This window comes from Actinomadura citrea (assembly GCF_013409045.1).
Lineage (GTDB): Bacteria > Actinomycetota > Actinomycetes > Streptosporangiales > Streptosporangiaceae > Spirillospora > Spirillospora citrea.
Genome location: NZ_JACCBT010000001.1, coordinates 3,674,191 through 3,693,457, shown reverse-complemented (window position 1 = coordinate 3,693,457; position 19,267 = coordinate 3,674,191). Strand labels below are relative to the sequence as shown.

16 protein-coding genes are annotated in these 19,267 nt (G+C 69.3%); 10 read left to right on the top strand and 6 right to left on the bottom strand.

Annotated elements, in window-relative coordinates; genetic code table 11:
- The first annotated feature begins 188 nt into the window (after positions 1 to 188).
- On the top strand, positions 189 to 389 hold the full coding sequence (locus BJ999_RS17395; RefSeq protein WP_218935101.1) for a DUF2267 domain-containing protein: 201 nt from the start codon (positions 189 to 191) through the stop codon (positions 387 to 389).
- Here the strand turns inward: BJ999_RS17395 and BJ999_RS17390 are convergent.
- Complete coding sequence (locus BJ999_RS17390; protein ID WP_179834269.1) at positions 376 to 3,288, bottom strand: AAA family ATPase; 2,913 nt, start codon at positions 3,286 to 3,288, stop codon at positions 376 to 378. The two genes, BJ999_RS17395 and BJ999_RS17390, sit on opposite strands and share 14 nt — an antisense overlap.
- An 84-nt stretch (positions 3,289 to 3,372) precedes the next feature.
- Positions 3,373 to 3,822: a DUF1931 family protein gene (locus tag BJ999_RS17385; RefSeq protein WP_179834268.1), complete on the bottom strand. Its 450-nt coding sequence runs from the start codon at positions 3,820 to 3,822 to the stop codon at positions 3,373 to 3,375.
- Between the two features lie 349 nt (positions 3,823 to 4,171).
- Between BJ999_RS17385 and dnaK the strand changes: the two genes are divergently transcribed.
- The 5 genes from dnaK to clpB are packed head-to-tail and all read left to right on the top strand — an operon-like array spanning position 4,172 to position 10,499.
- A complete protein-coding gene (gene dnaK / locus BJ999_RS17380; protein WP_179834267.1) occupies positions 4,172 to 6,049 on the top strand; it encodes a molecular chaperone DnaK in 1,878 nt (625 codons plus the stop codon).
- Entirely contained in the window at positions 6,012 to 6,608 is a 597-nt protein-coding gene (locus tag BJ999_RS17375; protein WP_229810681.1) for a nucleotide exchange factor GrpE, read from the top strand. Before dnaK ends, BJ999_RS17375 begins: the two co-directional genes overlap by 38 nt.
- Complete coding sequence (locus tag BJ999_RS17370) at positions 6,608 to 7,558, top strand: DnaJ C-terminal domain-containing protein (RefSeq protein ID WP_179834266.1); 951 nt, start codon at positions 6,608 to 6,610, stop codon at positions 7,556 to 7,558. Before BJ999_RS17375 ends, BJ999_RS17370 begins: the two co-directional genes overlap by 1 nt.
- Positions 7,558 to 7,902 (top strand): chaperone modulator CbpM, encoded by a 345-nt coding sequence (locus tag BJ999_RS17365; protein WP_179834265.1) that lies wholly within the window; start codon positions 7,558 to 7,560, stop codon positions 7,900 to 7,902. Before BJ999_RS17370 ends, BJ999_RS17365 begins: the two co-directional genes overlap by 1 nt.
- 20 nt (positions 7,903 to 7,922) lie before the next feature.
- Positions 7,923 to 10,499, top strand: a complete 2,577-nt coding sequence (clpB, locus tag BJ999_RS17360; RefSeq protein ID WP_229810679.1) for an ATP-dependent chaperone ClpB — start codon at positions 7,923 to 7,925, stop codon at positions 10,497 to 10,499.
- Between the two features lie 18 nt (positions 10,500 to 10,517).
- On the opposite strand, the gene ligD is transcribed toward clpB, so the two are convergent.
- The 4 genes from ligD to BJ999_RS42090 all read right to left on the bottom strand — a co-directional run bounded on the left by ligD (position 10,518) and on the right by BJ999_RS42090 (position 14,267).
- Positions 10,518 to 11,471, bottom strand: a complete 954-nt coding sequence (gene ligD / locus BJ999_RS17355) for a non-homologous end-joining DNA ligase (protein WP_179834263.1) — start codon at positions 11,469 to 11,471, stop codon at positions 10,518 to 10,520.
- A gap of 285 nt (positions 11,472 to 11,756) precedes the next feature.
- The gene (locus BJ999_RS17350) at positions 11,757 to 12,458 is read right to left on the bottom strand and encodes a hypothetical protein (RefSeq protein WP_179834262.1); all 702 of its coding nucleotides are present in this window, start codon (positions 12,456 to 12,458) and stop codon (positions 11,757 to 11,759) included.
- Positions 12,459 to 12,708: 250 nt separating this feature from the next.
- Complete coding sequence (locus BJ999_RS17345; RefSeq protein WP_179834261.1) at positions 12,709 to 13,446, bottom strand: hypothetical protein; 738 nt, start codon at positions 13,444 to 13,446, stop codon at positions 12,709 to 12,711.
- A gap of 338 nt (positions 13,447 to 13,784) precedes the next feature.
- On the bottom strand, positions 13,785 to 14,267 hold the full coding sequence (locus BJ999_RS42090) for a DUF1345 domain-containing protein (protein WP_179834260.1): 483 nt from the start codon (positions 14,265 to 14,267) through the stop codon (positions 13,785 to 13,787).
- A gap of 759 nt (positions 14,268 to 15,026) precedes the next feature.
- Here BJ999_RS42090 and BJ999_RS17335 point away from each other — a divergent pair.
- The 4 genes from BJ999_RS17335 to BJ999_RS17320 are packed head-to-tail and all read left to right on the top strand — an operon-like array spanning position 15,027 to position 19,243.
- The gene (locus BJ999_RS17335; RefSeq protein ID WP_179834259.1) at positions 15,027 to 16,052 is read left to right on the top strand and encodes a LacI family DNA-binding transcriptional regulator; all 1,026 of its coding nucleotides are present in this window, start codon (positions 15,027 to 15,029) and stop codon (positions 16,050 to 16,052) included.
- A complete protein-coding gene (gene deoC / locus BJ999_RS17330; RefSeq protein ID WP_179834258.1) occupies positions 16,049 to 16,960 on the top strand; it encodes a deoxyribose-phosphate aldolase in 912 nt (303 codons plus the stop codon). The genes BJ999_RS17335 and deoC overlap by 4 nt, the downstream gene beginning before the upstream one ends.
- A gap of 5 nt (positions 16,961 to 16,965) precedes the next feature.
- Entirely contained in the window at positions 16,966 to 18,399 is a 1,434-nt protein-coding gene (locus BJ999_RS17325; RefSeq protein ID WP_218935100.1) for an aldehyde dehydrogenase family protein, read from the top strand.
- Positions 18,392 to 19,243 carry an aldehyde dehydrogenase family protein gene (locus BJ999_RS17320; protein ID WP_179834257.1) on the top strand — a complete coding sequence of 284 codons (852 nt, stop codon included), beginning with the start codon at positions 18,392 to 18,394 and terminating at the stop codon, positions 19,241 to 19,243. Before BJ999_RS17325 ends, BJ999_RS17320 begins: the two co-directional genes overlap by 8 nt.
- Positions 19,244 to 19,267 lie beyond the last annotated feature (24 nt).

Below are 19,267 nucleotides of genomic sequence, written 5' to 3'. Positions count from 1 at the left end.
ACTGTCATCGACCAGCGTCTGAGTGAGGGGGTGAGCAGACGTCACCCGCACAGGGTGAAACGGACTCGGTTCCGGCATGGCCCTCACTGGGTGACGCGTTCTCACCCGGTCTCGCACGACGCTGTAGGAGGTAAGGGTTCTCCTCATCTGGAAGGCGGGCTCGGATGAGCGCTACCGGGTTCTCGACCTTGGACAAGACCGTCCACAAGACGAAACAAATATTGAAGGAGATCGAGCATGCCCAGGGGTGGTCAAAGGACCGACGAAACTGGTCCTACGATGCGTTGCGCGCCGTCCTGCGCGCCTTGCGGCGCTACGTCGCAGAAGGGGAGTGGGAGGACATCAAGTCCAGCATTTCCCAGGACCTGCGCCCGCTCATTCCGGTCTAGAGTGTCGCTGGGCGGGGGATGACTCGGCCTCCGTGCCGTCGTGGTTCCCTCCGGACTGCGCGCCTGGAAGGTCGTCGGAATGTTCGAGGACCTGCCGCGCCAGTTCGACGCGCGAACGGACGTCGAGTTTGCGGAAGATCTGCCGCAGGTGGAACGCGACGGTGTGGACGCTGACGAACAACTGATCGGCGATGCGCTGGTTGGTGAGCCCTTGGGCGACGAGCCCGGAGATCCGCTCCTCGGCCCCGGTAAGGCTGCCCCAGCCGGCCGCGGGCCGTTCGCGGCGGTTCCAGTGCCGTCGGCGCTCCCCCATCCCCCGCAGGCGCCCCCGGAGCCGGGCGGCGTCGCGCTCGGCACCGGCCGCCGCGTAACAGGACAGAGCCTCGTCAAAGAACTGGATTTTCTGGCCGCGTGCGCCGTTCCCCCCGTCCAGCAGCATGCCGAGGTCTTCGTAGGCGGAGGCGGACGCCCAGTGGTCGGCGTGCTCCGCGGCGGCGTGTCGGAGGAGGTCGGAATCGCCGTGCAGCAGCCCGCGGGCGTGCTCGGCGGCGGCGGCCAGACTGGGCAGCCCCGGGTTCATGTCGGCGAGCCGGTCGGCCGCCGCAACGACCTTCTCGGCCGATCCGGGCTCACCCGCTGCGACCGCCGTTCGGACCAGCCAGGCCGCCGCGGTCGGATCGCAGATCAGTACCCGACTGTGCTTTGTCAGGCCGTCGAGGAGTCCGCTCAATGCGGGGAAGGCGGCCCGCGGCCCGTCACAGGCCTCGGTGACCTGCGCCCGGATCAGTTCGCTTCGGGTCAGGTCGAAGGGAGGGGATGCCGGGCCGCCCGCGTCCTCGCCGCCGAAGCCGTGCTTCGTGGCGGTCTCGAGATCGCCGCAGCGCAGGGCCGCGATGGCCAGCGTCGCCCGGGCACAGGCGCCCAGCAGGTGCGCCCCGACCGCGTCGGCCGCTTCCAGAGCCGCCCTCGCCCCGCGGATCGCCTCCTCCGGCCGCCCCTCGGCGAGGTCGATGCGTGATCGCACGATCCCCGGTCCGGCCGCCCAGCCGTCCCGTCCGATCCCCTCGGCCCCGCCGGTCCCCAGCACCATCGTCCGCCGCGCCTCGTCCATGAGCCTGACGTCCACCAGGAACGAGGCCAGTATCAGACCTGGGTGGAGCCGGCACTCATGCACGCCGTCGTTGAACGCCTGCCGCACACCTGTCCGCGTGAGGTCGAGCGCGCCGATCAGATCGCCCTTGTCCCAGTCGTTCAGGGCGAGGACGATGAGCGCACCGGTCACCAGGCCACGGCCGGGCACGTCGGCCGCCTTGATGATCGCTCTGGCCCGGTCCAGCACGCTTCCGCCCTCCTGCAGCCCGGCCTCGGCCTGCATGAGGGCGAGTTCGGCGCGGTCGCGCACCTCGTCCGTCAGATCAGGCATGTCCAGCACGGCCTTGGCCGTGTCCGACGCCCTGACGGCCTGCCCCATCGGCACCAGGACGAAGGACAGTGCGGTCAGCAGTTCGGCGGTGGACGGGCCGGACGCGCATTGGTCGAGCGCGGCCTCCGCGAGCTCCGCGGCCCCCGTCAGGTCACCGGCGGCGACCAGCGTCCGCATCGCCGTCATCGTGCGCGCGAACCGCAGCGGATCGGCGGGCTCGGTGAGGTCGAGCGCCCGATGGGTCAGCTCGGCGGCGACCGCCGGGTAGGTGTCGAGCATCTGCGAGCTTGCCCGGTCCAGGCTCTGGAGGACCTCCGGGACGCCTGAGACCGCCCCCGCCATGAGGTGGGCCGCCGCAGCCTTCACCCTGCCACCGTGCTCCAGCAGGGTCCTTCCGATCTGCACGTGCAGGGCCTGCCGGACCGGACCGGGGATATCCGTGATCACCGATTCGCGCACCACGTCGTGCTGGAACACCAGAGCCTCTTCACGCGCTGCCAGCAACCCGGTCGCCAGTATCGCCTCCAGCGACGGCAGTAGTTCGGAGGGGGTGATGCCAAGCAGGTCGGCGGCGACCAGGGGGTGGAACGCGGGCCCCAGCATCGCCGCGATCTCAAGGAGCCGCCGAGCCGCCGGATCCAGTTCTTCCAGGCGACCCGCGACGACGATACGGGCCCGCTCCGGCAACCGCGAGGTGATGAGGTGAGCGTTACCCCGGGAGATCGCTACCCCGCCCTCGTCGAGCAGTCCGTGCATCAGCTCGAGAAGCAGCAGCGGATTGCCACCCGCTCCATCTGCGAGCACGCGCAGGTCGGAATCAGGGCACGCTCCCAAAGTCGCGGTGACCAACTCGGAGACGGCCTCACCCGACAGCGGACTGAGCTGGAGCAGGACGGCGCCGCCCGCCTGCAACCGGAGGAACAGCCGATCGAGCTCGGCGCCACCGGAGCCGGTGCGGCGTGCGAGGATCCAGCACACCGGAGACGATGCGAGTCGAATCGGCAGCGTCTCCAGGGCGAGGAGCGTCGCGGGATCGGCCCATTCAAGATCGTCCAGCAGGATCAGCAACGAGGTGGAGCGGGCCCGCCGTTCCAGCGCGGCCCGCAGCCGTTCAGCCGACCGGTCCTGTCCACCGGCCGGCGGCGAGGGTGGGCCCGGCTCGTCCAGGACCGACAGCAACAGCTCCAGGTCAACGGGCCGCCGCAGTTCGGGGGCCGTATCCGAGACCACCACCGAGAAACCCTCGTCAGCGGCCATGCGCGCGGCCTCCTCGAGCAAGCGGGTCCGCCCGATGCCCGGCTCCCCCTCGACGAGCATGACCCTCGGGCCGTCGACGCCCGTCAGCAACTCGTCGATGCTCGCCTGTTCCCGTTGGCGACCGAAGGTCGCGCCCCGCGTCGGCGGCCTGCCGTCCATGCAGGCAACGTGCCCACGATTGCGTGGGCTACGCGAGTGTCGACGCGCCGCTGGGCCCATCCTTGGGCAGGTCAGGTCAACATTGCACAAAAGCGGATCATCTGCGGGTCATCTGCCGCGAACCGGTCAAAGCGGCAGTCCTGCTCACAAGAGCAGGTCGAACATGCGCTGGACCCGCTCCCACTGCGTGGTCTGTGGGTTGCGCCGGTCCGGGAACACGATCCGGAAGGCCTGCGCCAGCGCGTAGGAAAGGCCGCCCGCGATCTCGGGAAGCTTCTCGTCGGTGACATCGCGGACCGCGATGTCCAGCGGCGGCCGCCTCGCCAGCAGCTCCAGGATCGGCTCGACCTCGATCTCCTCGTCCAACCGGCGGAACCGGTGGATGCTCTCCTGCAGACCCTTCGTGATCGGGAGGTCGAACGGCTCGATGATGTCGCGCCCGTTCGCCTTCGCCCTGGCCTGTCCGATGAGGAGCAGGTCGTACAGCTTGGCGTCAAGGAACTCGTGGTAGCGCCGCAGATCGTTCTTATCGACGTCCAACCCGGCGGCAGCCCTGAAGAAGCGCTCGAACCTGCTGATTCCCAGCACGGCCATGGATCCACCTCCCTGTCATCTCCTGCCGAAGGAGAAGAAGAACCTCCCTGCAGCCTCCCCGCCCCAGGGCGACTGTCGCATCGTCAGATCTTGTAGGTCCGGCTCAACGCGACCAGGCCGCCCGCCCACGCCGGTCGGCGGTTAGAACTGCGTGGCGCCTGCCCGGCTGCCTTCCGCTCACGGCGAGTGCCCCGACGCGCCGCGGTGAGCGCCGAACTCAGACCTACACGGTCGGTGGATGTGCTGGGCCCACTGATGGCGCAGCGTGAAGACGAAGGCATTGCCATCTCCGGCAACGAAACACGCCATCTCACTGGAATGCGCGGTGAGGACCATCGGAGGGAACCTGATGGGCAGAGCAGTCGGCATAGACCTCGGCACCACCAACTCGGTCATTGCGGCGACGGAAGGCGGGGAACCCCGGGTCCTCCCGAACGCGGAAGGGGCACGGACGACTCCGTCCGTGGTGGCCTTCACCGAACAGGGTGAGAGGCTGGTCGGGCAGTTGGCCCGGCGGCAGGCGATCATGAACCCCAAGGGCACGATCACCTCGGCGAAGCGCTTCATCGGACGACGCTACGAAGAGATCGAGACCGAGAAGGACGCGGTCTCCTCCGACGTGGTCGCAGGGCCTGACGGGTCTGCGCGCTTCGACGTGCACGGCAAGCAGTACGCGCCGGAGGAGATCTCGGCGCTGGTTCTGCGCAAGCTGGCGGACGACGCCGGAAAGTCGCTCGGCGAAAAGGTCACCGAAGCCGTCATCACGGTGCCCGCCTACTTCAATGACGCCCAGCGGCAAGCCACGAGCGACGCGGGGAAGATCGCCGGGCTGGAAGTCCTGCGCATCATCAACGAGCCCACGGCGGCGGCACTGGCCTACGGCCTCGACAAGAAGGCCGACGAGACCGTTCTGGTGTTCGACCTGGGCGGCGGCACGTTCGACGTCAGCCTGCTGAACATCGGCGACGACGTGGTGGAGGTCCGCGCCACCTCCGGTGACGGCCATCTCGGCGGCGACGACTTCGACCGCCGGATCGTCGATCATCTCGCCGACGAGTTCCAGCGGGAGAACGGGATCGACCTCCGAGCGGACCCCCAGGCCCTGCAGCGGCTGTTCGAGGCCGCCGAGAAGGCCAAGGTCGAGCTGTCCACGGTGACCCAGACACAGATCAGCCTGCCGTTCATCACGGCCGACGCCAGTGGCCCGAAACACCTCAACACTTCGCTCATGCGCTCCGCGTTCGAGCAGATCACAGCAGACCTGATCGAGCGCTGCGTGGGCCCGGTGGAACGGGCGATGAGCGATGCCAAGGTCACCGCCGATGACATCGACGAGGTCATCATGGTCGGCGGGTCCACCCGAATCCCCGCCGTACAGAACCTCGTCCGCAGGCTGACCGGCGGCCAGGACCCCAACATGTCGGTCAACCCCGACGAGGTCGTGGCACTGGGCGCCGCGATCCAGGCCGGCGTCCTCAAGGGCGAGGTCAAGGACGTCCTGCTGCTCGACGTCACGCCCCTCTCGCTCGGCGTGGAGACCATGGGCGGGGTGATGACCAAGATCATCGAGCGCAACACGACCATCCCCGCCCGCCGCACCGAGACGTTCAGCACCGCCGAGGACAACCAGAACGCGGTCGACATCGTGGTCCTGCAGGGCGAACGGGAACGGGCCGCCGACAACCGGGTGCTCGGTCGTTTCCGGCTCGAGAACATCCGCCCCGCGCCGCGCGGCGAACCGCAGATCGAGGTGACGTTCGACATCGACGCCAACGGCATCCTCAACGTCTCCGCACGCGACCAGGACACCGGCGCCGAGCAGCGCATCACCATCAGCCAGAGCTCGAACCTCGACGAGAGCGAGGTCGAGCGCATGATCGCCGATGCGGAGCAGAACCGGCAGGAGGACGCCCGGCTGCGCGCGCAGGTCGACGCGCGCAACGAGCTGGACTCGGCCATCTACCAGGTCGAACACCGGCTTGGTGAACTCGGTGACACGGTTCCCGTGCATGAGAAGGCGCGGACCGAGGGGCTGATCGAGGACGCCCGGCAGGCCATCAAGGAGGAGGCGCCGCTGGACCGGCTGCGCACGCTCACCTCCGAACTCCAGCAGATCCTGCACGGCTTGGGAACGACCACCGGAGCGGGCGCGGGCGAGCGTCCCGCCGGGGCCACGACGGAAGGCTCGGATGACGATGTCATCGACGCCGAATTCACGACGGACTGAGCAGACCGGGCAGCCGGCCGACCACGACCGGTCGCTCGAGCAGCCCGAGCGCGCCGGGCAGGGGCCCGAGCAGGAGAAGCCCGCCGAGCCGGCCGGCCGGGATTCCGGCGAGGTCGAACGGCTCAGGGCGCGGGTCGAGGAACTCGAGGACCTGTGGCGGCGCGCGCTCGCCGACCTCGACAACCTGCGCAAGCGCATGACACGCGAACTCGAGACACAGCGCCGTGCCCAGCGGGCGGAGGTCACCGCGGCGTGGCTGCCGGTTCTCGACGACCTCGAACGCGCACTCCAGCACGCCGAGTCCGACCCGGCGAGCGTCGTCGAAGGCGTTCGCAGCGTCCGGGACCGGGCCGTGGCGACATTGCGCGACCTCGGTTATCCGCGCCGCGATGACCTGGGGGTCCCGTTCGACCCGGCCCGGCACTCGGCGGTCGCCGTGCGCACCGACCCCGACACTCCACCCGGCACAGTGGTCGAGGTGCACCAGCCGGGCTACGGCGACGACGAGAACCAGTTGCGTCCGGCGCTGGTGTCGGTGTCCGCCAGGGCCGGTGAGTGATGGCCGTCCAAGATCCTTACGAGGTGCTCGGGGTCTCCCGGGACGCCGGCCAGGACGAGATTCAGCGGGCCTACCGCAAGCTCGCCCGCGCCCATCACCCCGACATCAACAAGGACCCCGGAGCCGAGGAGAAGTTCAAGGACGTCTCCGAGGCCTACGCCATCCTGTCCGATCCGGATCAGCGCCGCCGCTACGACGCCTTCGGCTCCGACTTCCGGCGGGTTCCGGAGGACGTCGACCCGGACATGTGGGCACGCTCTCGTGCCGGTGCCGCCGCCGGTGCCGGCCGCGGCGGGCCCTACGCCACCACGGGCGGCGTCCACACCGGCGGGTTCGGCGAGGACATCGATCTGGAGGATCTGTTCGGCGGGATCTTCGGTGGTGGCCGACGGAGCGGCGGCCGCTGGTCCACCTGGTCGCCTGCGCACGGCGCCGACCAGGAGGCCGAGATCGAGATCAGCGTCGAGGAGGCATACCGGGGGACCAGACGCACCATCACCCTCGATCGTCCAGAGGGCCGCCAGAACCTCGACGTCACCGTTCCCGCAGGTGTGACCGACGGCCAGCGCATCCGGTTGGCCGGGCAGGGCGGTAGCGGCGAAACCGCTGGGGACCTCTACTTGGTGGTGCGGATCGCCCCACATCACCGCTACCGCGTCGAAGGCCGCGACGTGTACACCGACCTGCCGCTCGCTCCGTGGGAGGCCGCTCTCGGCACGACGGTGGGTCTGCAGACCCCCGGCGGCGAGGCCAAGGTGAAGGTGCCCCCCGGCACGTCCAGTGGGCGGCGGCTCAGGCTGCGCGGCCGCGGGCTGCCCAATCCCCGCGGCACCCCGGGCGACCTGTTCGCCGAGGTCCGGATCGTAGTGCCGCCCGAGCCATCCGAAACGGAACGCCGGCTGCTCGAGGAGCTCGCCTCGGAGTCGCCGTTCGACCCGAGGAGGTCGTGATGGAACATCTGCTGCCCGGCACGGTCTACGCCATCGTCCCGACCCGTCCGCGGCGGATGGACCTCGACGCCTTCGCCGAGGCCGCGGGAATCCATCCCGAGCTGGCACGCCGGCTGGTGCGTCTCGGGCTGCTCGACCCCGAGCGGGACCGCTCCGGCCGGCTCTGGTTCCCGCCCGCGCAAGTCGCCGCATACGCACGCCTCGAACGCCTGCGGACGGGACTCTGCCTCAACTACGCCGCGCTGGGACTCGTGGTCGAACTGCTCGACCGCATTGCCGATCTCGAGCGGGAACCGCGCATCCAACACCACACCGGAGGCCGAAAGTGGACCCCAATCGCCTGACCCAGAAATCCCAGGAGGCCTTGCACGACGCCCAGACCAAGGCCTTGCGTTTCGGCCACGTCGAAGTGGACGGCGAGCACCTGCTGCTCGCCCTGCTCGACCAGGCCGACGGGCTCGTCCCGCGGCTGCTCACCGAGGCGAAGGCCGATCCGGCACGGTTGCGCGAGGCGCTGGAGGCCGAGCTGGGACACCGCCCGAGCGTGAGCGGTCCCGGCACCGAGCCCGGCAAGGTCCTGGTGACCCAGAGGCTCTCCCGCCTGCTCGACACCGCCCAGCAGGAGGCCGAACGGTTGAAGGACGAGTATGTCTCCGTGGAGCACCTGGTCATCGCACTGCTGGAGGAGGGCTCGGCGACGGCGGCGGGACGGCTGCTGGGCCGTCAGGGCATCACCAGGGATTCCTTCCTGGAAGCCCTCACCCGGATCCGCGGCAACCAGAGGGTGACGTCCGCGATGCCCGAGGTCGCCTACGAGGCGCTGGAGAAGTACGGCCGTGACCTGGTGGCCGATGCTGCGGCAGGCAAACTCGACCCCGTTATCGGCCGGGACACCGAGATCCGCCGTGTCGTCCAGATCCTGTCCCGCAAGACCAAGAACAACCCCGTGCTGATCGGCGACCCCGGCGTCGGCAAGACCGCCATCGTCGAAGGGCTCGCCCTGCGCATCACCAACGGCGACGTCCCCGAGGGCCTCCGCGACAAGACGATCTTCAATCTGGACGTCGGCTCGCTCGTCGCGGGCGCCAAGTACCGGGGCGAGTTCGAGGAACGCCTCACCGCCGTGCTCAACGAGGTCAAGGCGGCCGAGGGCCGGATTCTCCTGTTCGTCGACGAGCTGCACAACGTCGTCGGCGCGGGCGCCACCGAGGGGGCGATGGACGCCGGCAACATGCTGAAGCCCATGCTCGCCCGCGGCGAACTTCACATGATCGGCGCGACGACCGTGGAGGAGTACCGCAAGCACATCGAGAAGGACGCGGCTCTGGAGCGGCGCTTTCAGCCCGTCCTGGTCGACGAGCCCACCGTGGAGGACACCGTCTCCATCCTGCGCGGTCTGCGCGAACGCCTCGAGGTCTTCCACGGCGTGAAGATCCAGGACGCCGCCCTCGTCGCCGCCGTGACGCTCAGCCACCGCTACATCTCCGACCGGTTCCTCCCGGACAAGGCCATCGACCTGGTCGACGAGGCGTGCGCCATGCTGCGCACCGAGATCGACTCCCTGCCGGCGCCGCTGGACGAACTCACCCGGCGCGTCATGCGGCTGGAGATCGAGGAGGCCGCACTGTCCAAGGAGGGGGACGCGGCGAGCAAGGACCGCCTGGAGAAGCTACGGAAGGAACTGACCGAGCTGCGCGCCGAGGCCGGCTCCATGCGCGCCCAGTGGGAGGCCGAGCGCCAGGCGCTCCGCAAGGTGCAGGCGCTGCGTCAGGAGATCGAACAGCTGGGGCAGGAGGCCGCTCGCGCCGAGCGCGACTACGACCTCAACCGTGCTGCGGAGCTGCGGCACGGCCGGCTGCCGGAGCTGGAGCGGCGGCTGCGCGCCGAGGAGGAGAGGTTGGCCGGCAAGCAGAACGGCGGCCGGCTGCTGCGCGAGGTCGTGACCGAGGAGGAGATCGCGGCGATCGTGTCTCGCTGGACGGGCATCCCGGTGAGCCGCCTGCAGGAGGGCGAGCGGGACAAGCTGCTCAAGCTCGACAAGGTTCTGCACGAGCGCGTGGTCGGACAGGACGAGGCCGTCCAGCTGGTGTCCGACGCCATCATCCGCGCCCGCTCGGGCATCAAGGACCCGCGCCGCCCCATCGGCTCATTCGTCTTCCTCGGCCCCACCGGCGTCGGCAAGACCGAACTGGCCCGCACCCTCGCCGCGGCCCTGTTCGACACCGAGGAGAACATGGTCCGCATCGACATGAGCGAATACCAGGAGCGCCACACCGTCAGCCGGCTGGTCGGCGCACCCCCGGGCTACGTGGGATACGAGGAGGGCGGCCAGCTCACCGAGGCCGTCCGGCGCAAGCCCTACTCGGTCGTGCTGTTCGACGAGATCGAGAAGGCACACGGCGACGTCTTCAACACGCTGCTCCAGGTGCTCGACGACGGCCGCCTCACCGATGCGCAAGGCCGCACCGTCGACTTCCGCAACACCGTGATCATCATGACGTCCAACATCGGGTCCGAGCATCTGCTGCAGGGCGTTACCCCAGAGGGTGACATCGAGCCGGACGCCCGCGATCAGGTCATGGGCGAGTTGCGCCGCCATTTCCGTCCGGAGTTCCTCAACCGGGTCGACGACATCGTTCTGTTCAAGCCGCTGACGCTGCCGCAGATCGAGCAGGTGGTCGACCTGATGTTCAACGACCTTCGCGCCCGGCTGGCAGACCGGCGGATGCACCTGGCGATCGACGAGGACGCCCGGCGGCTGATCGCCGAGCAGGGCTTCGACCCGGTTTACGGCGCCCGCCCGCTCCGCCGCTTCATCGCCCGCGAGGTCGAGACGCGACTCGGCCGCGCGCTCATCGCGGGGGATGTCCGGGACGGTGCGACCATCCACATCACCGTCGCGAACGACGAGCTTGACGTCCGCTACGAGAACCCGGTGTGACGGACCAGGCGCGCCGGCCTACTGGCGGCGGACTTCGCCCGGTTCCTTGTCCGTGCGGACACCACGCCAGCTCGGGTGCCGCAGTCGGTCGTCGCCGGTCCACTCGGTGAAGGCGACCTCACCGACCAGTTCCGGCCGCACCCAGCGGGCGTCCCGCGCATGCTGAGGGGGCACGTCGGGAACCGGCGGGTCGTCCTGCCGCAACGGCGTGAGACGCTCGGCGAGGTCCTCCAGGCTCGCCTCGGTGAAGCCGGTACCGACATGACCGGCGTATCTCAGCCGCCCCCGCTCGTCGTTGACGGCCAGCAGGAGCGCGCCGATCCGGTCGGCGCGGCGGCCCGCTCCCGGCTTCCAGCCGACAACGATGACCTCCTGGGTCCGGAAGTTCTTCGTCTTGGTCCAGTCCCGATGCCGTTGCCCTGGCCGGTAGGGGGAATCGAGGCGCTTGGAGACCACGCCCTCCATGCCGAGACGGGACGACTCCGCGAAGACGTTCGCGACGTCGGCGTGGGAAGTGGTCGTCTTCCAGCGCGGCCCGTCCAGTCCGAGCCCGTGGAGAACCCGGCGCCTCTCGGCATAGGGCAGGGCGATCTGCGACTTGTCGCCGCGGTGCAGCACATCGAAGATCACATAAGAGACGGGGTCGGACTGGGCCAGGGCCTGGATGCGGTGTGGTCGACGAAGGTGCATGCGTGGGCCGAGCGCCTTGAACGAGGGCCTGCCGTCCGGTCCGAACGCCACGATCTCCCCGTCCAGCACCACCGGCACCTCGACCGCGGCGGCGAGCGGGGCGAGTTCGGGCCAGGCGACGGTGATGTCCTTGTCGTTGCGTGACATCAGCTGCAAACGTCCGTCGCGGATGTAGGCGACAGCGCGCACTCCGTCCCACTTCAACTCGGCCGCCCAGCCTTCCATGGTCGGCAACTCCCCCAGCACGGCCAACATCGGCGGATACACCGGCAGGTTCCCCATGACTACGACCTACCGCCCGGCGGGCTGCAGGATGCCAGGCGCCTGCAATGATCGGGGAAATTCCGCTTCTACCGGTCCAAAACTCCAGTCCGCGAGGGATCCCAGGAAACTTTCCGAACGCCGGACAATATCCGGGCACATGCTTTATAAGCACCGCGTTCCCGCCATGAGTGTCGCTGTCATCGATAGGCCCGTATTCCGGCAATTTCTATGAAGGACCGAGGATGTAAGCGTCCACTTGCTCGAAGTCGACCGGCACCGGCATTTCGCCTTCAGGTCGCCCGGTCAGCTGGTCTTCTGCGGGATGAGCTGAAGGCGAATGTTGCCGTCATACGCGACGACGAACGTTGAGATCCGGGCCGTGCGAGCGTCGGGTTTCCAGGTCAACGGGACGAGAAAAAGGCGCCCGCCCGACGCCAGAAGAAGTCGCAGGTTCTGGTAGCGGTGGCGGTAGGTGACCGATTTGCCGAAATCGGTGTGCAGCGTTTCGGGTGGAGCGTCGCTCAGCGGCTCCTTGGTGTAGAGGACGACCTCGGGAAGCTTGGCGAAGTCGCGGGCGTCGTCGTAGGCACGGGCGACACCGACCTCGCCTGCGAGGCTGTTGGCCGCCCAGAACAGGCCCATCACGACCACCGCGAACGCCACGTACCGTCCGCCGCGCTCCACGTCGGTCAGAGCCGGACGTTCTCGCCAACCGCCGTCCCCGGATTGGCGGAACAGCCAGAACGCGTAGACCAGCGAAGGTACGCCGGCCGTCAGGCAGAGCGGCGTCACGCCGGGTGTCTCGTTCGCGGCGACCTTCGTCGACAGGACTCCGACCAACGCCCTGCCGGTCAGCGCGAGCCCCGCCAGCGCCACGGCCAGCGCGATCCGCCGGGCGGCGCGCACCCGGTCCGGGAGCACCATGCCGCGCACGACCGCATGTCCGCCGAGAGCCGCGAGCAGGATCAGGAGGAGCAGCACTGCCGCCGGGTACGCCACCTCCACGCCGTAGAGCAGGAGGGTCTGGTTCCCGAGGTCGGTGAGTTGCAGATCAACGCCGAAGTAGCGAAACCGCTGGAGCGTTGCGACATAGCCGTACCAGATCAGGACGGCCGCGACGAGCGACGTCGGCGGGCCGAAGGTGCCCAGTGCGGAGAGTCGCTGCGTCCAGTCCGGCGCCGGCCCGGGATCGGGTTCGGGTTCGGGTTCCGAAGGGAGAGGCCTGCGCGCCCTCGCCAGCCGTTCGGATCGGCTCCTAGCACTGGCCGAGATTGCTCTCGCCTCCGTTCGGCGCCTCGGGGAAGGGCGTCCACTTGGTGCAGGCGTTCAGCGTCAGCGACGTCCGCCAGGTCGCGCGCACCGGACGGTCGGCGGTCGCCCCGATACCACCGCACGGCCCGGAGGAGTCCGTACACAGCTTCGAGAGCCTCCACGTGACCAGCACCGTATAGCGGGCGGGCCTTGGAATCTCTGGCTGGTAGGTGTACGCAGGCGTGATCGCGCACGGGTCCGTGGGTCCGATCACCGTGTCCGGTGCACAGGGCTTGCGCGCCTGGATGCCCACGCCAGCGGCGCCCGTGCAGCTCGGAGCCGTCTCGTAGGTGACGGTCCCGAACCTGGACCGCGCCAGAACCTCGTCGGACATGCCGCTGTCGGTGATCAGCACGGGCTCGCCCGACTGCGCGACCGTGAAGCCCTCGATCCGCACCGGATAAGGGCTCCAGACCATCTGGCACAGCGCGTCCGGTGTCCGGTTCTGGAGGGACGCTCCACTGCCGGTGTTCACACGCGGCGTCGTCCAGGCGCGCGGCGACGGACCCACCGACGGCGGCCCGGATGTGCCGCCGGTCGGCTGACTGGTCGCCGTCTCAGTCGCCGAGGGGGCGAGCGTCACGGGGTCGACCCCTGGCCCTTTGTGCGGTGAGCCGCCGCACGCCGTCAGCGCGGTCAGGCCGACCGCCAGCGACACCACAGCGAGGGGACGCGAACCCATTTCCCCATTATTGGGGAGTTCCCCCTGCCGGAGGGGGCCTTAGTGCAGGCCAGACGCGGCCACCACACGCCTTGCGCGCGTGAACTGGAGCCGCCACACGGCCGCAGGCTCGCACTGGCCGACCAGGACGTCCGCCAGGTGCTCTGCTTTCACCTGCTCGTCGGCGGTCAAAGCCCCGGGCCCGGTGTCGACTTCCCAGTCCACCGGAAGTGGTAACTGAAACCTCGCGCGCGACTGCTGTGCTCCGCCCCCTCCGACTGGGCCGGTACTGCGCGGAGGTAGCTCCCGAGAGTGAAGGCCATCCAGGCGAAATCGCTATATGAGGGAGGCGCGTCCTGCTAGAAATCGATGCCTCCGTCGGCGTCCTCGTAAGAGAGGCGGGCGTATCGGAACGCGAACACAGTGTTCGCCAGCGCCCAGGACAGGACAACAGCGCTGACGGCGAGAATGACTGCGGTGACCGAGAGCGCGTCCCGACGACCCGCGCAGCGGATCTGGGTGTCGGCCACGATGACCAAGCTCGCCACCGAGGCCAGGAGCATCACCGCGTCGGTCGAACGGGCGTCGCCTTCCGCCTCGGCCAGCAGTTTGGTGTCGCCCGGCCCCTGCGGCCAGCTGAGCCACCACACCCATGTCAAGACCGTGCCGGTGGCCAGGATCCACCCGACCAGCAAGCTCACGTCCGCGACCCCGAGCACGGCGACCGCGGCGCCGCCGATGACGCCCGCTCCCAGCGACAGCACGAGCCTGCGGGCCGACAAGAACCGCTCGGGAGACCCGTTCTCGTTCTCCTCAACGGATGGGTCGAGATCGTCGCCCACCTCGCCTCCAAACGATCAAAGTCCCGAGGTTGCGAGCGCCGGCTTGGTGACGTCAGCCGGTTCGCGCGAGGTACCGGCGCATCATCTGGACTGCCATCGTGCCCTCCCCGACGGTTGAAGCAACTATTTTCACCACCCCTAGCCACCACACCACAACGCTCGCCACTGCGGCGCCCAGCGTGAAGGCAAGGCCACGGACCATGGCGAAAAGAGCGGCGTATGACGGGCGACGGAAGGTGATGCGGCGAGGCCTCTCGGTGCGGTGGCGCATCGGGCTTGTCCCCTCGGTTGCTCAAGAGACCACCATCGAAGAACGCCGGCGTGTTCCCTCGATGCGGCTCTCGACCCGGCAGCCGCCCAGGAGCTCGGGGGCGAGTACGGAACCGCCCCGTAAGCCCTACCAGGACGTCGCGGTTGACGGTCCGGTCGACCCTGACCGCATTCCCGTCGCCGGCGGCGGTCGTTAGCGGTGCCGGGTCTGCGGGACGACCATCTCGCGCGGACAAGACCGCCCGGTCGGCGGTGGATAGATGCGGCGTTCTCGTTCCTCCTCGGGCCGCAGACCGCCTCGGTCTCTTGCTGAGCGCGTTCCAGCCGTCCGGTGAGCTCGACGATGACCCCTTCCTGTGTCTGGCCTGGGTCGACGCGGATCCCCAGGTCAGTACTCTCCGGTCACCAGCTCTTGACATCTTTGGGCCCTCTGCTGCAATCATTCTCTGACAACGGTTTCAGTGATGCGGGTTACAGACAGGAGTCGATGTGGCGACCATCCACGACGTGGCGGCGCGGGCCGGTGTCTCCCCCGCCACCGTCTCGCGGTTCCTGCGGGGACAGCGGGTCAGGTCGGCGGAGGCCATCCGGGCCGCCGTGGATGAGCTGGGCTTCGCACCGAACATCGCGGCGCAGTCGCTGAAGTCGGGACGCACCCGCACCATCGGTGTCGTCGTCCCCGACATCACCAACCCCTACTTCGCCGCCGTCGTGAAGGGCATGGAGTCGGTCAGCCGCGACCGCGGCTACCGGCTGCTGCTCGCCAACAGCGACGAGAGCGGCATCCGCGAGGCCGACCTGCTCGCCGACATGGCACGCCAGGTGGACGGCATAATCCTCGCCCCGGCCACCGAGCACGAGCAGACCCCGCTGCAGCTGCGCGACAGCGGGCTCCCGGTCGTGTTCATCGACCGGGACCTCGCCGACGGGGAGAGCTTCGACGCCGTTCTCGTCGACAACCGCGCGGGCGGCCGGCAGGCCGCCGAGCACCTCCTCGCGCTCGGCCACACCCGCATCGCGATGATCAGCGGCGGCCAGGAGTCCACGCCGGGCCGGTACCGGCGGGACGGCTTCGTGGAGGCCGTCTCCGCCGCCGGCGTCGAGATCCCGCCGGAGTACGACATCATCGGCGACTTCCGCGAGGAGCGCGCCTACCAGCTCACCCTGTCGCTGCTGTCGCTCGCCGAGCCGCCGACCGCGATCTTCACCGCGAACAACCTCACGACGCTCGGCGCGCTGAAGGCGCTGCACGACATGCGGGTGGAAGTCCCCGGGCAGATCAGCCTCATCGGATTCGACGACCTCGACACCGGGCCCCTGCTGCGGCCCCCGCTGACCGTCGTCGACCGTCCGATGATCGAGCAGGGCGTCCTTGCCATGCGGCTGCTGCTGCACCGCTTCGACGACAGCCAGACCCGCGACCTCCCTCGGCGCATCGTCATGGACACAAAGATCATCGAGCGGGCCTCGACGGCCCCGCCCCAGACCCCCAGGAAGGCGGGCAGGACCCGATGACCGCGACCGAGTTGCACGGATTCCTACACGGCCTGCCGGGTGTGGACCAGGTCGGTGCGGAGGAGCGGGCGGCGCGGCTCGCCACCCGGTCGATCAAGACGTCGGCGAAGGCCGAGGCCATCGACCTGGCGATCTCGATGGTGGACCTGACCACGCTGGAGGGCGCGGACACGGCCGGGAAGGTGCGGGCCCTGTGCGCCAAGGCCGCCCACCCCGACCCGTCGGACGCCTCGGTCCCCAAGGTCGCCGCCGTGTGCGTGTATCCGGACATGGTGGAGACGGCGGTCGCGGCCCTGTCGGGGTCGGGGATCGGGGTGGCGAGCGTGGCGACGGCCTTCCCGTCCGGGCGGGCGCCGATGGAGGCCAAGCTGGCCGACACCCGGGCCGCGGTGGCGGCGGGCGCGTCCGAGATCGACATGGTGATCGACCGGGGCGCATTCCTGTCCGGCGACTACGCCAAGGTGCACGAGGAGATCACCGCGGTCAAGGACGCGTGCGGGCCCGCGCACCTGAAGGTGATCCTGGAGACCGGCGAGCTGGCCACCTACGACAACGTGCGGCGCGCCTCCTGGCTGGCGATGCGGGCCGGGGCCGACTTCATCAAGACCTCGACCGGCAAGGTGTCGCCCGCGGCGACGCTGCCGGTGACGCTGGTCATGCTGGAGGCCGTCCGCGACTACCGGGCCGCCGCGGGGCGGCAGGTCGGGGTCAAGCCCGCGGGCGGGATCCGCACCACCAAGGACGCGATCAAGTACCTGGTGCTGGTGAACGAGACCGCCGGCCCCGACTGGCTGACCCCCGACTGGTTCCGCCTCGGCGCGTCGTCGGTGCTGAACGACCTGCTGATGCAGCGCCGCAAGCTCGCCACCGGGGTGTACTCCGGTCCCGACTACTTCACCCTGGACTGAGGGGCATGACTGTGTTCGATTATGCGCCGGCGCCTGAGTCACGTTCCGTGGTGGACATCCGCGCCTCTTACGGGCTGTTCATCAACGGTGAGTTCACCGGCGGGCATGGTGAGCCGTTCAAGACGATCAACCCGGCGGATGAGGGTGTGCTGGCCGAGGTCGCCTGCGCGGACGAGTCGGATGTGGATCGGGCGGTGCGGGCAGCGCGGGCCGCCTATGACAAGGTGTGGGGCCCGATGCCCGGGGCCGAGCGGGCCAAGTACCTGTACCGGATCGCGCGGATCGTGCAGGAGCGGTCGCGGGAGCTGGCGGTGCTGGAGTCGATCGACAACGGCAAACCGATCCGCGAGTCGCGGGATGTGGACGTGCCGCTGGTGGCGGCGTGGTTCTTCTACTACGCCGGGTGGGCCGACAAGCTGCGCCACGCCGGGTTGGGGCCCGCCCCGAAGCCCGTCGGGGTGGCGGGGCAGGTCATCCCCTGGAACTTCCCGCTGCTCATGCTGGCCTGGAAGATCGCCCCCGCGCTGGCGTGCGGCAACACCGTGGTGCTCAAGCCCGCGGAGACGACGCCGCTGACGGCGCTGCTGTTCGCCGACATCTGCCGTCAGGCCGAACTGCCGCCCGGGGTGGTCAACATCGTCACCGGCGCCGGCGAGACCGGCGCAGCCCTGGTATCGCATCCCGGTGTCGACAAGGTCGCCTTCACCGGCTCCACCCAGGTCGGCCGGCAGATCGCCCGCACCCTCGCCGGCACCCGCAAGAAACTGACGCTGGAGCTGGGCGGCAAGGCCGCCAACATCGTCTACCAAGACGCCGCCCTGGACCAGGCCGTCGAGGGCATCGTCAACGGGATCTTCTTCAACCAGGGCCACGTGTGCTGCGCCGGGTCGCGGCTGCTGGTCCAGGAGTCGGTCGCCGAAGAGGTCCTGGAGCGGCTCAAGGCGCGGATGGCGACACTGCGGGTCGGTGACCCCCTGGACAAGAACACCGACATCGGCGCGATCAACTCCGCCGCCCAGCTCGCCAGAATCCGCGAACTGTCCGATGCCGGGGAGGCCGAGGGCGCAGCCCGGTGGTCACCGCAATGCGAGCTGCCCGATCGCGGGTTCTGGTTCGCGCCGACCCTGTTCACCGAGGTGGCGCAGTCGCACCGGATCGCGCGGGAGGAGATCTTCGGGCCTGTGTTGTCGGTGCTGACGTTCCGCACGCCCGAAGAGGCGGTGACCAAGGCCAACAACACCCCGTACGGGCTGTCGGCGGGTATCTGGACCGAGAAGGGGTCGCAGATCCTGTGGACGGCGCAGCGGCTGCGGGCCGGGGTGGTGTGGGCCAACACCTTCAACAAGTTCGACCCGGCCTCACCGTTCGGCGGCTACAAGGAATCGGGGTTCGGCCGCGAGGGCGGACGCCACGGACTGGAGGCCTACCTCAATGTCTGACCGTCTCTCCGTGCGCAAGACCTACAAGCTCTACATCGGGGGCGCGTTCCCTCGGTCCGAATCCGGCAGGTCCTACCCCGTGACCGACTCCAAGGGACGCTTCCTGGCCAACGCCTCCCACGCGTCCCGCAAGGACGCCCGCGACGCCGTGGTCGCCGCCCGCAAGGCCTTCCCCGGCTGGTCCGGACGCACCGCCTACAACCGCGCCCAGATCCTCTACCGCATCGCCGAGATGCTGGAAGGACGCCGCGACCAGTTCATCGACGAACTACGCCAGGCCGGCACGTCCAAGAACGCCGCCGCGACCCAGGTGGACGCCGCCGTCGACCGCTGGGTCTGGTACGCGGGCTGGGCCGACAAACTCACCGCCGTCACCGGGGCCGCCAACCCCGTCTCCGGACCGTTCTTCAACTTCTCCACCCCCGAACCCACCGGCGTCGTCGCCGTCGTCGCCCCCGACTCGCCCCTCCTCGGCCTGGTATCGGTCCTGGCGCCCGTCATCGTGTCCGGCAACACCACCGTCGTGGTCGCCTCCCAGCCCGCCCCACTACCCGCCATCACCCTTGCCGAAGTGCTCGCCACCTCCGACCTGCCCGGCGGCGTCGTCAACATCCTCACCGGCCACCGCACCGAACTCGCCCCCGGTCTCGCCGCCCACATGGACGTCAACGCCATCGACCTCACCGGCGTCCCGGACGACGACGTACCCGGCCTCCAGGACAAGGCGGCCGACAATCTCAAGCGCGTCTTCCGCGCCACCGACGACTGGACCCAAGAGCCCGGAACCGCGCGCCTGACCGCGTTCTTGGAGACCAAGACCGTCTGGCACCCCGTCGGGGTCTGACCCACAACCGCAAACTCCCAGGTG

Bases quoted from the DNA above. Each gene is read 5' to 3' on its own strand.
- BJ999_RS17370 (WP_179834266.1), top strand. From the start codon at position 6,608: ATGGCCGTCCAAGATCCTTACGAGGTGCTCGGGGTCTCCCGGGACGCC.
- BJ999_RS17375 (WP_229810681.1), top strand. From the start codon at position 6,012: ATGACGATGTCATCGACGCCGAATTCACGACGGACTGAGCAGACCGGG.
- BJ999_RS17320 (WP_179834257.1), top strand. From the start codon at position 18,392: ATGTCTGACCGTCTCTCCGTGCGCAAGACCTACAAGCTCTACATCGGG.
- BJ999_RS17390 (WP_179834269.1), bottom strand. From the start codon at position 3,288: ATGGGCCCAGCGGCGCGTCGACACTCGCGTAGCCCACGCAATCGTGGG.
- BJ999_RS17345 (WP_179834261.1), bottom strand. From the start codon at position 13,446: ATGGGTTCGCGTCCCCTCGCTGTGGTGTCGCTGGCGGTCGGCCTGACC.
- BJ999_RS17365 (WP_179834265.1), top strand. From the start codon at position 7,558: ATGGAACATCTGCTGCCCGGCACGGTCTACGCCATCGTCCCGACCCGT.
- dnaK (WP_179834267.1), top strand. From the start codon at position 4,172: ATGGGCAGAGCAGTCGGCATAGACCTCGGCACCACCAACTCGGTCATT.
- ligD (WP_179834263.1), bottom strand. From the start codon at position 11,471: ATGGGGAACCTGCCGGTGTATCCGCCGATGTTGGCCGTGCTGGGGGAG.
- deoC (WP_179834258.1), top strand. From the start codon at position 16,049: ATGACCGCGACCGAGTTGCACGGATTCCTACACGGCCTGCCGGGTGTG.
- BJ999_RS17385 (WP_179834268.1), bottom strand. From the start codon at position 3,822: ATGGCCGTGCTGGGAATCAGCAGGTTCGAGCGCTTCTTCAGGGCTGCC.
- BJ999_RS17325 (WP_218935100.1), top strand. From the start codon at position 16,966: ATGACTGTGTTCGATTATGCGCCGGCGCCTGAGTCACGTTCCGTGGTG.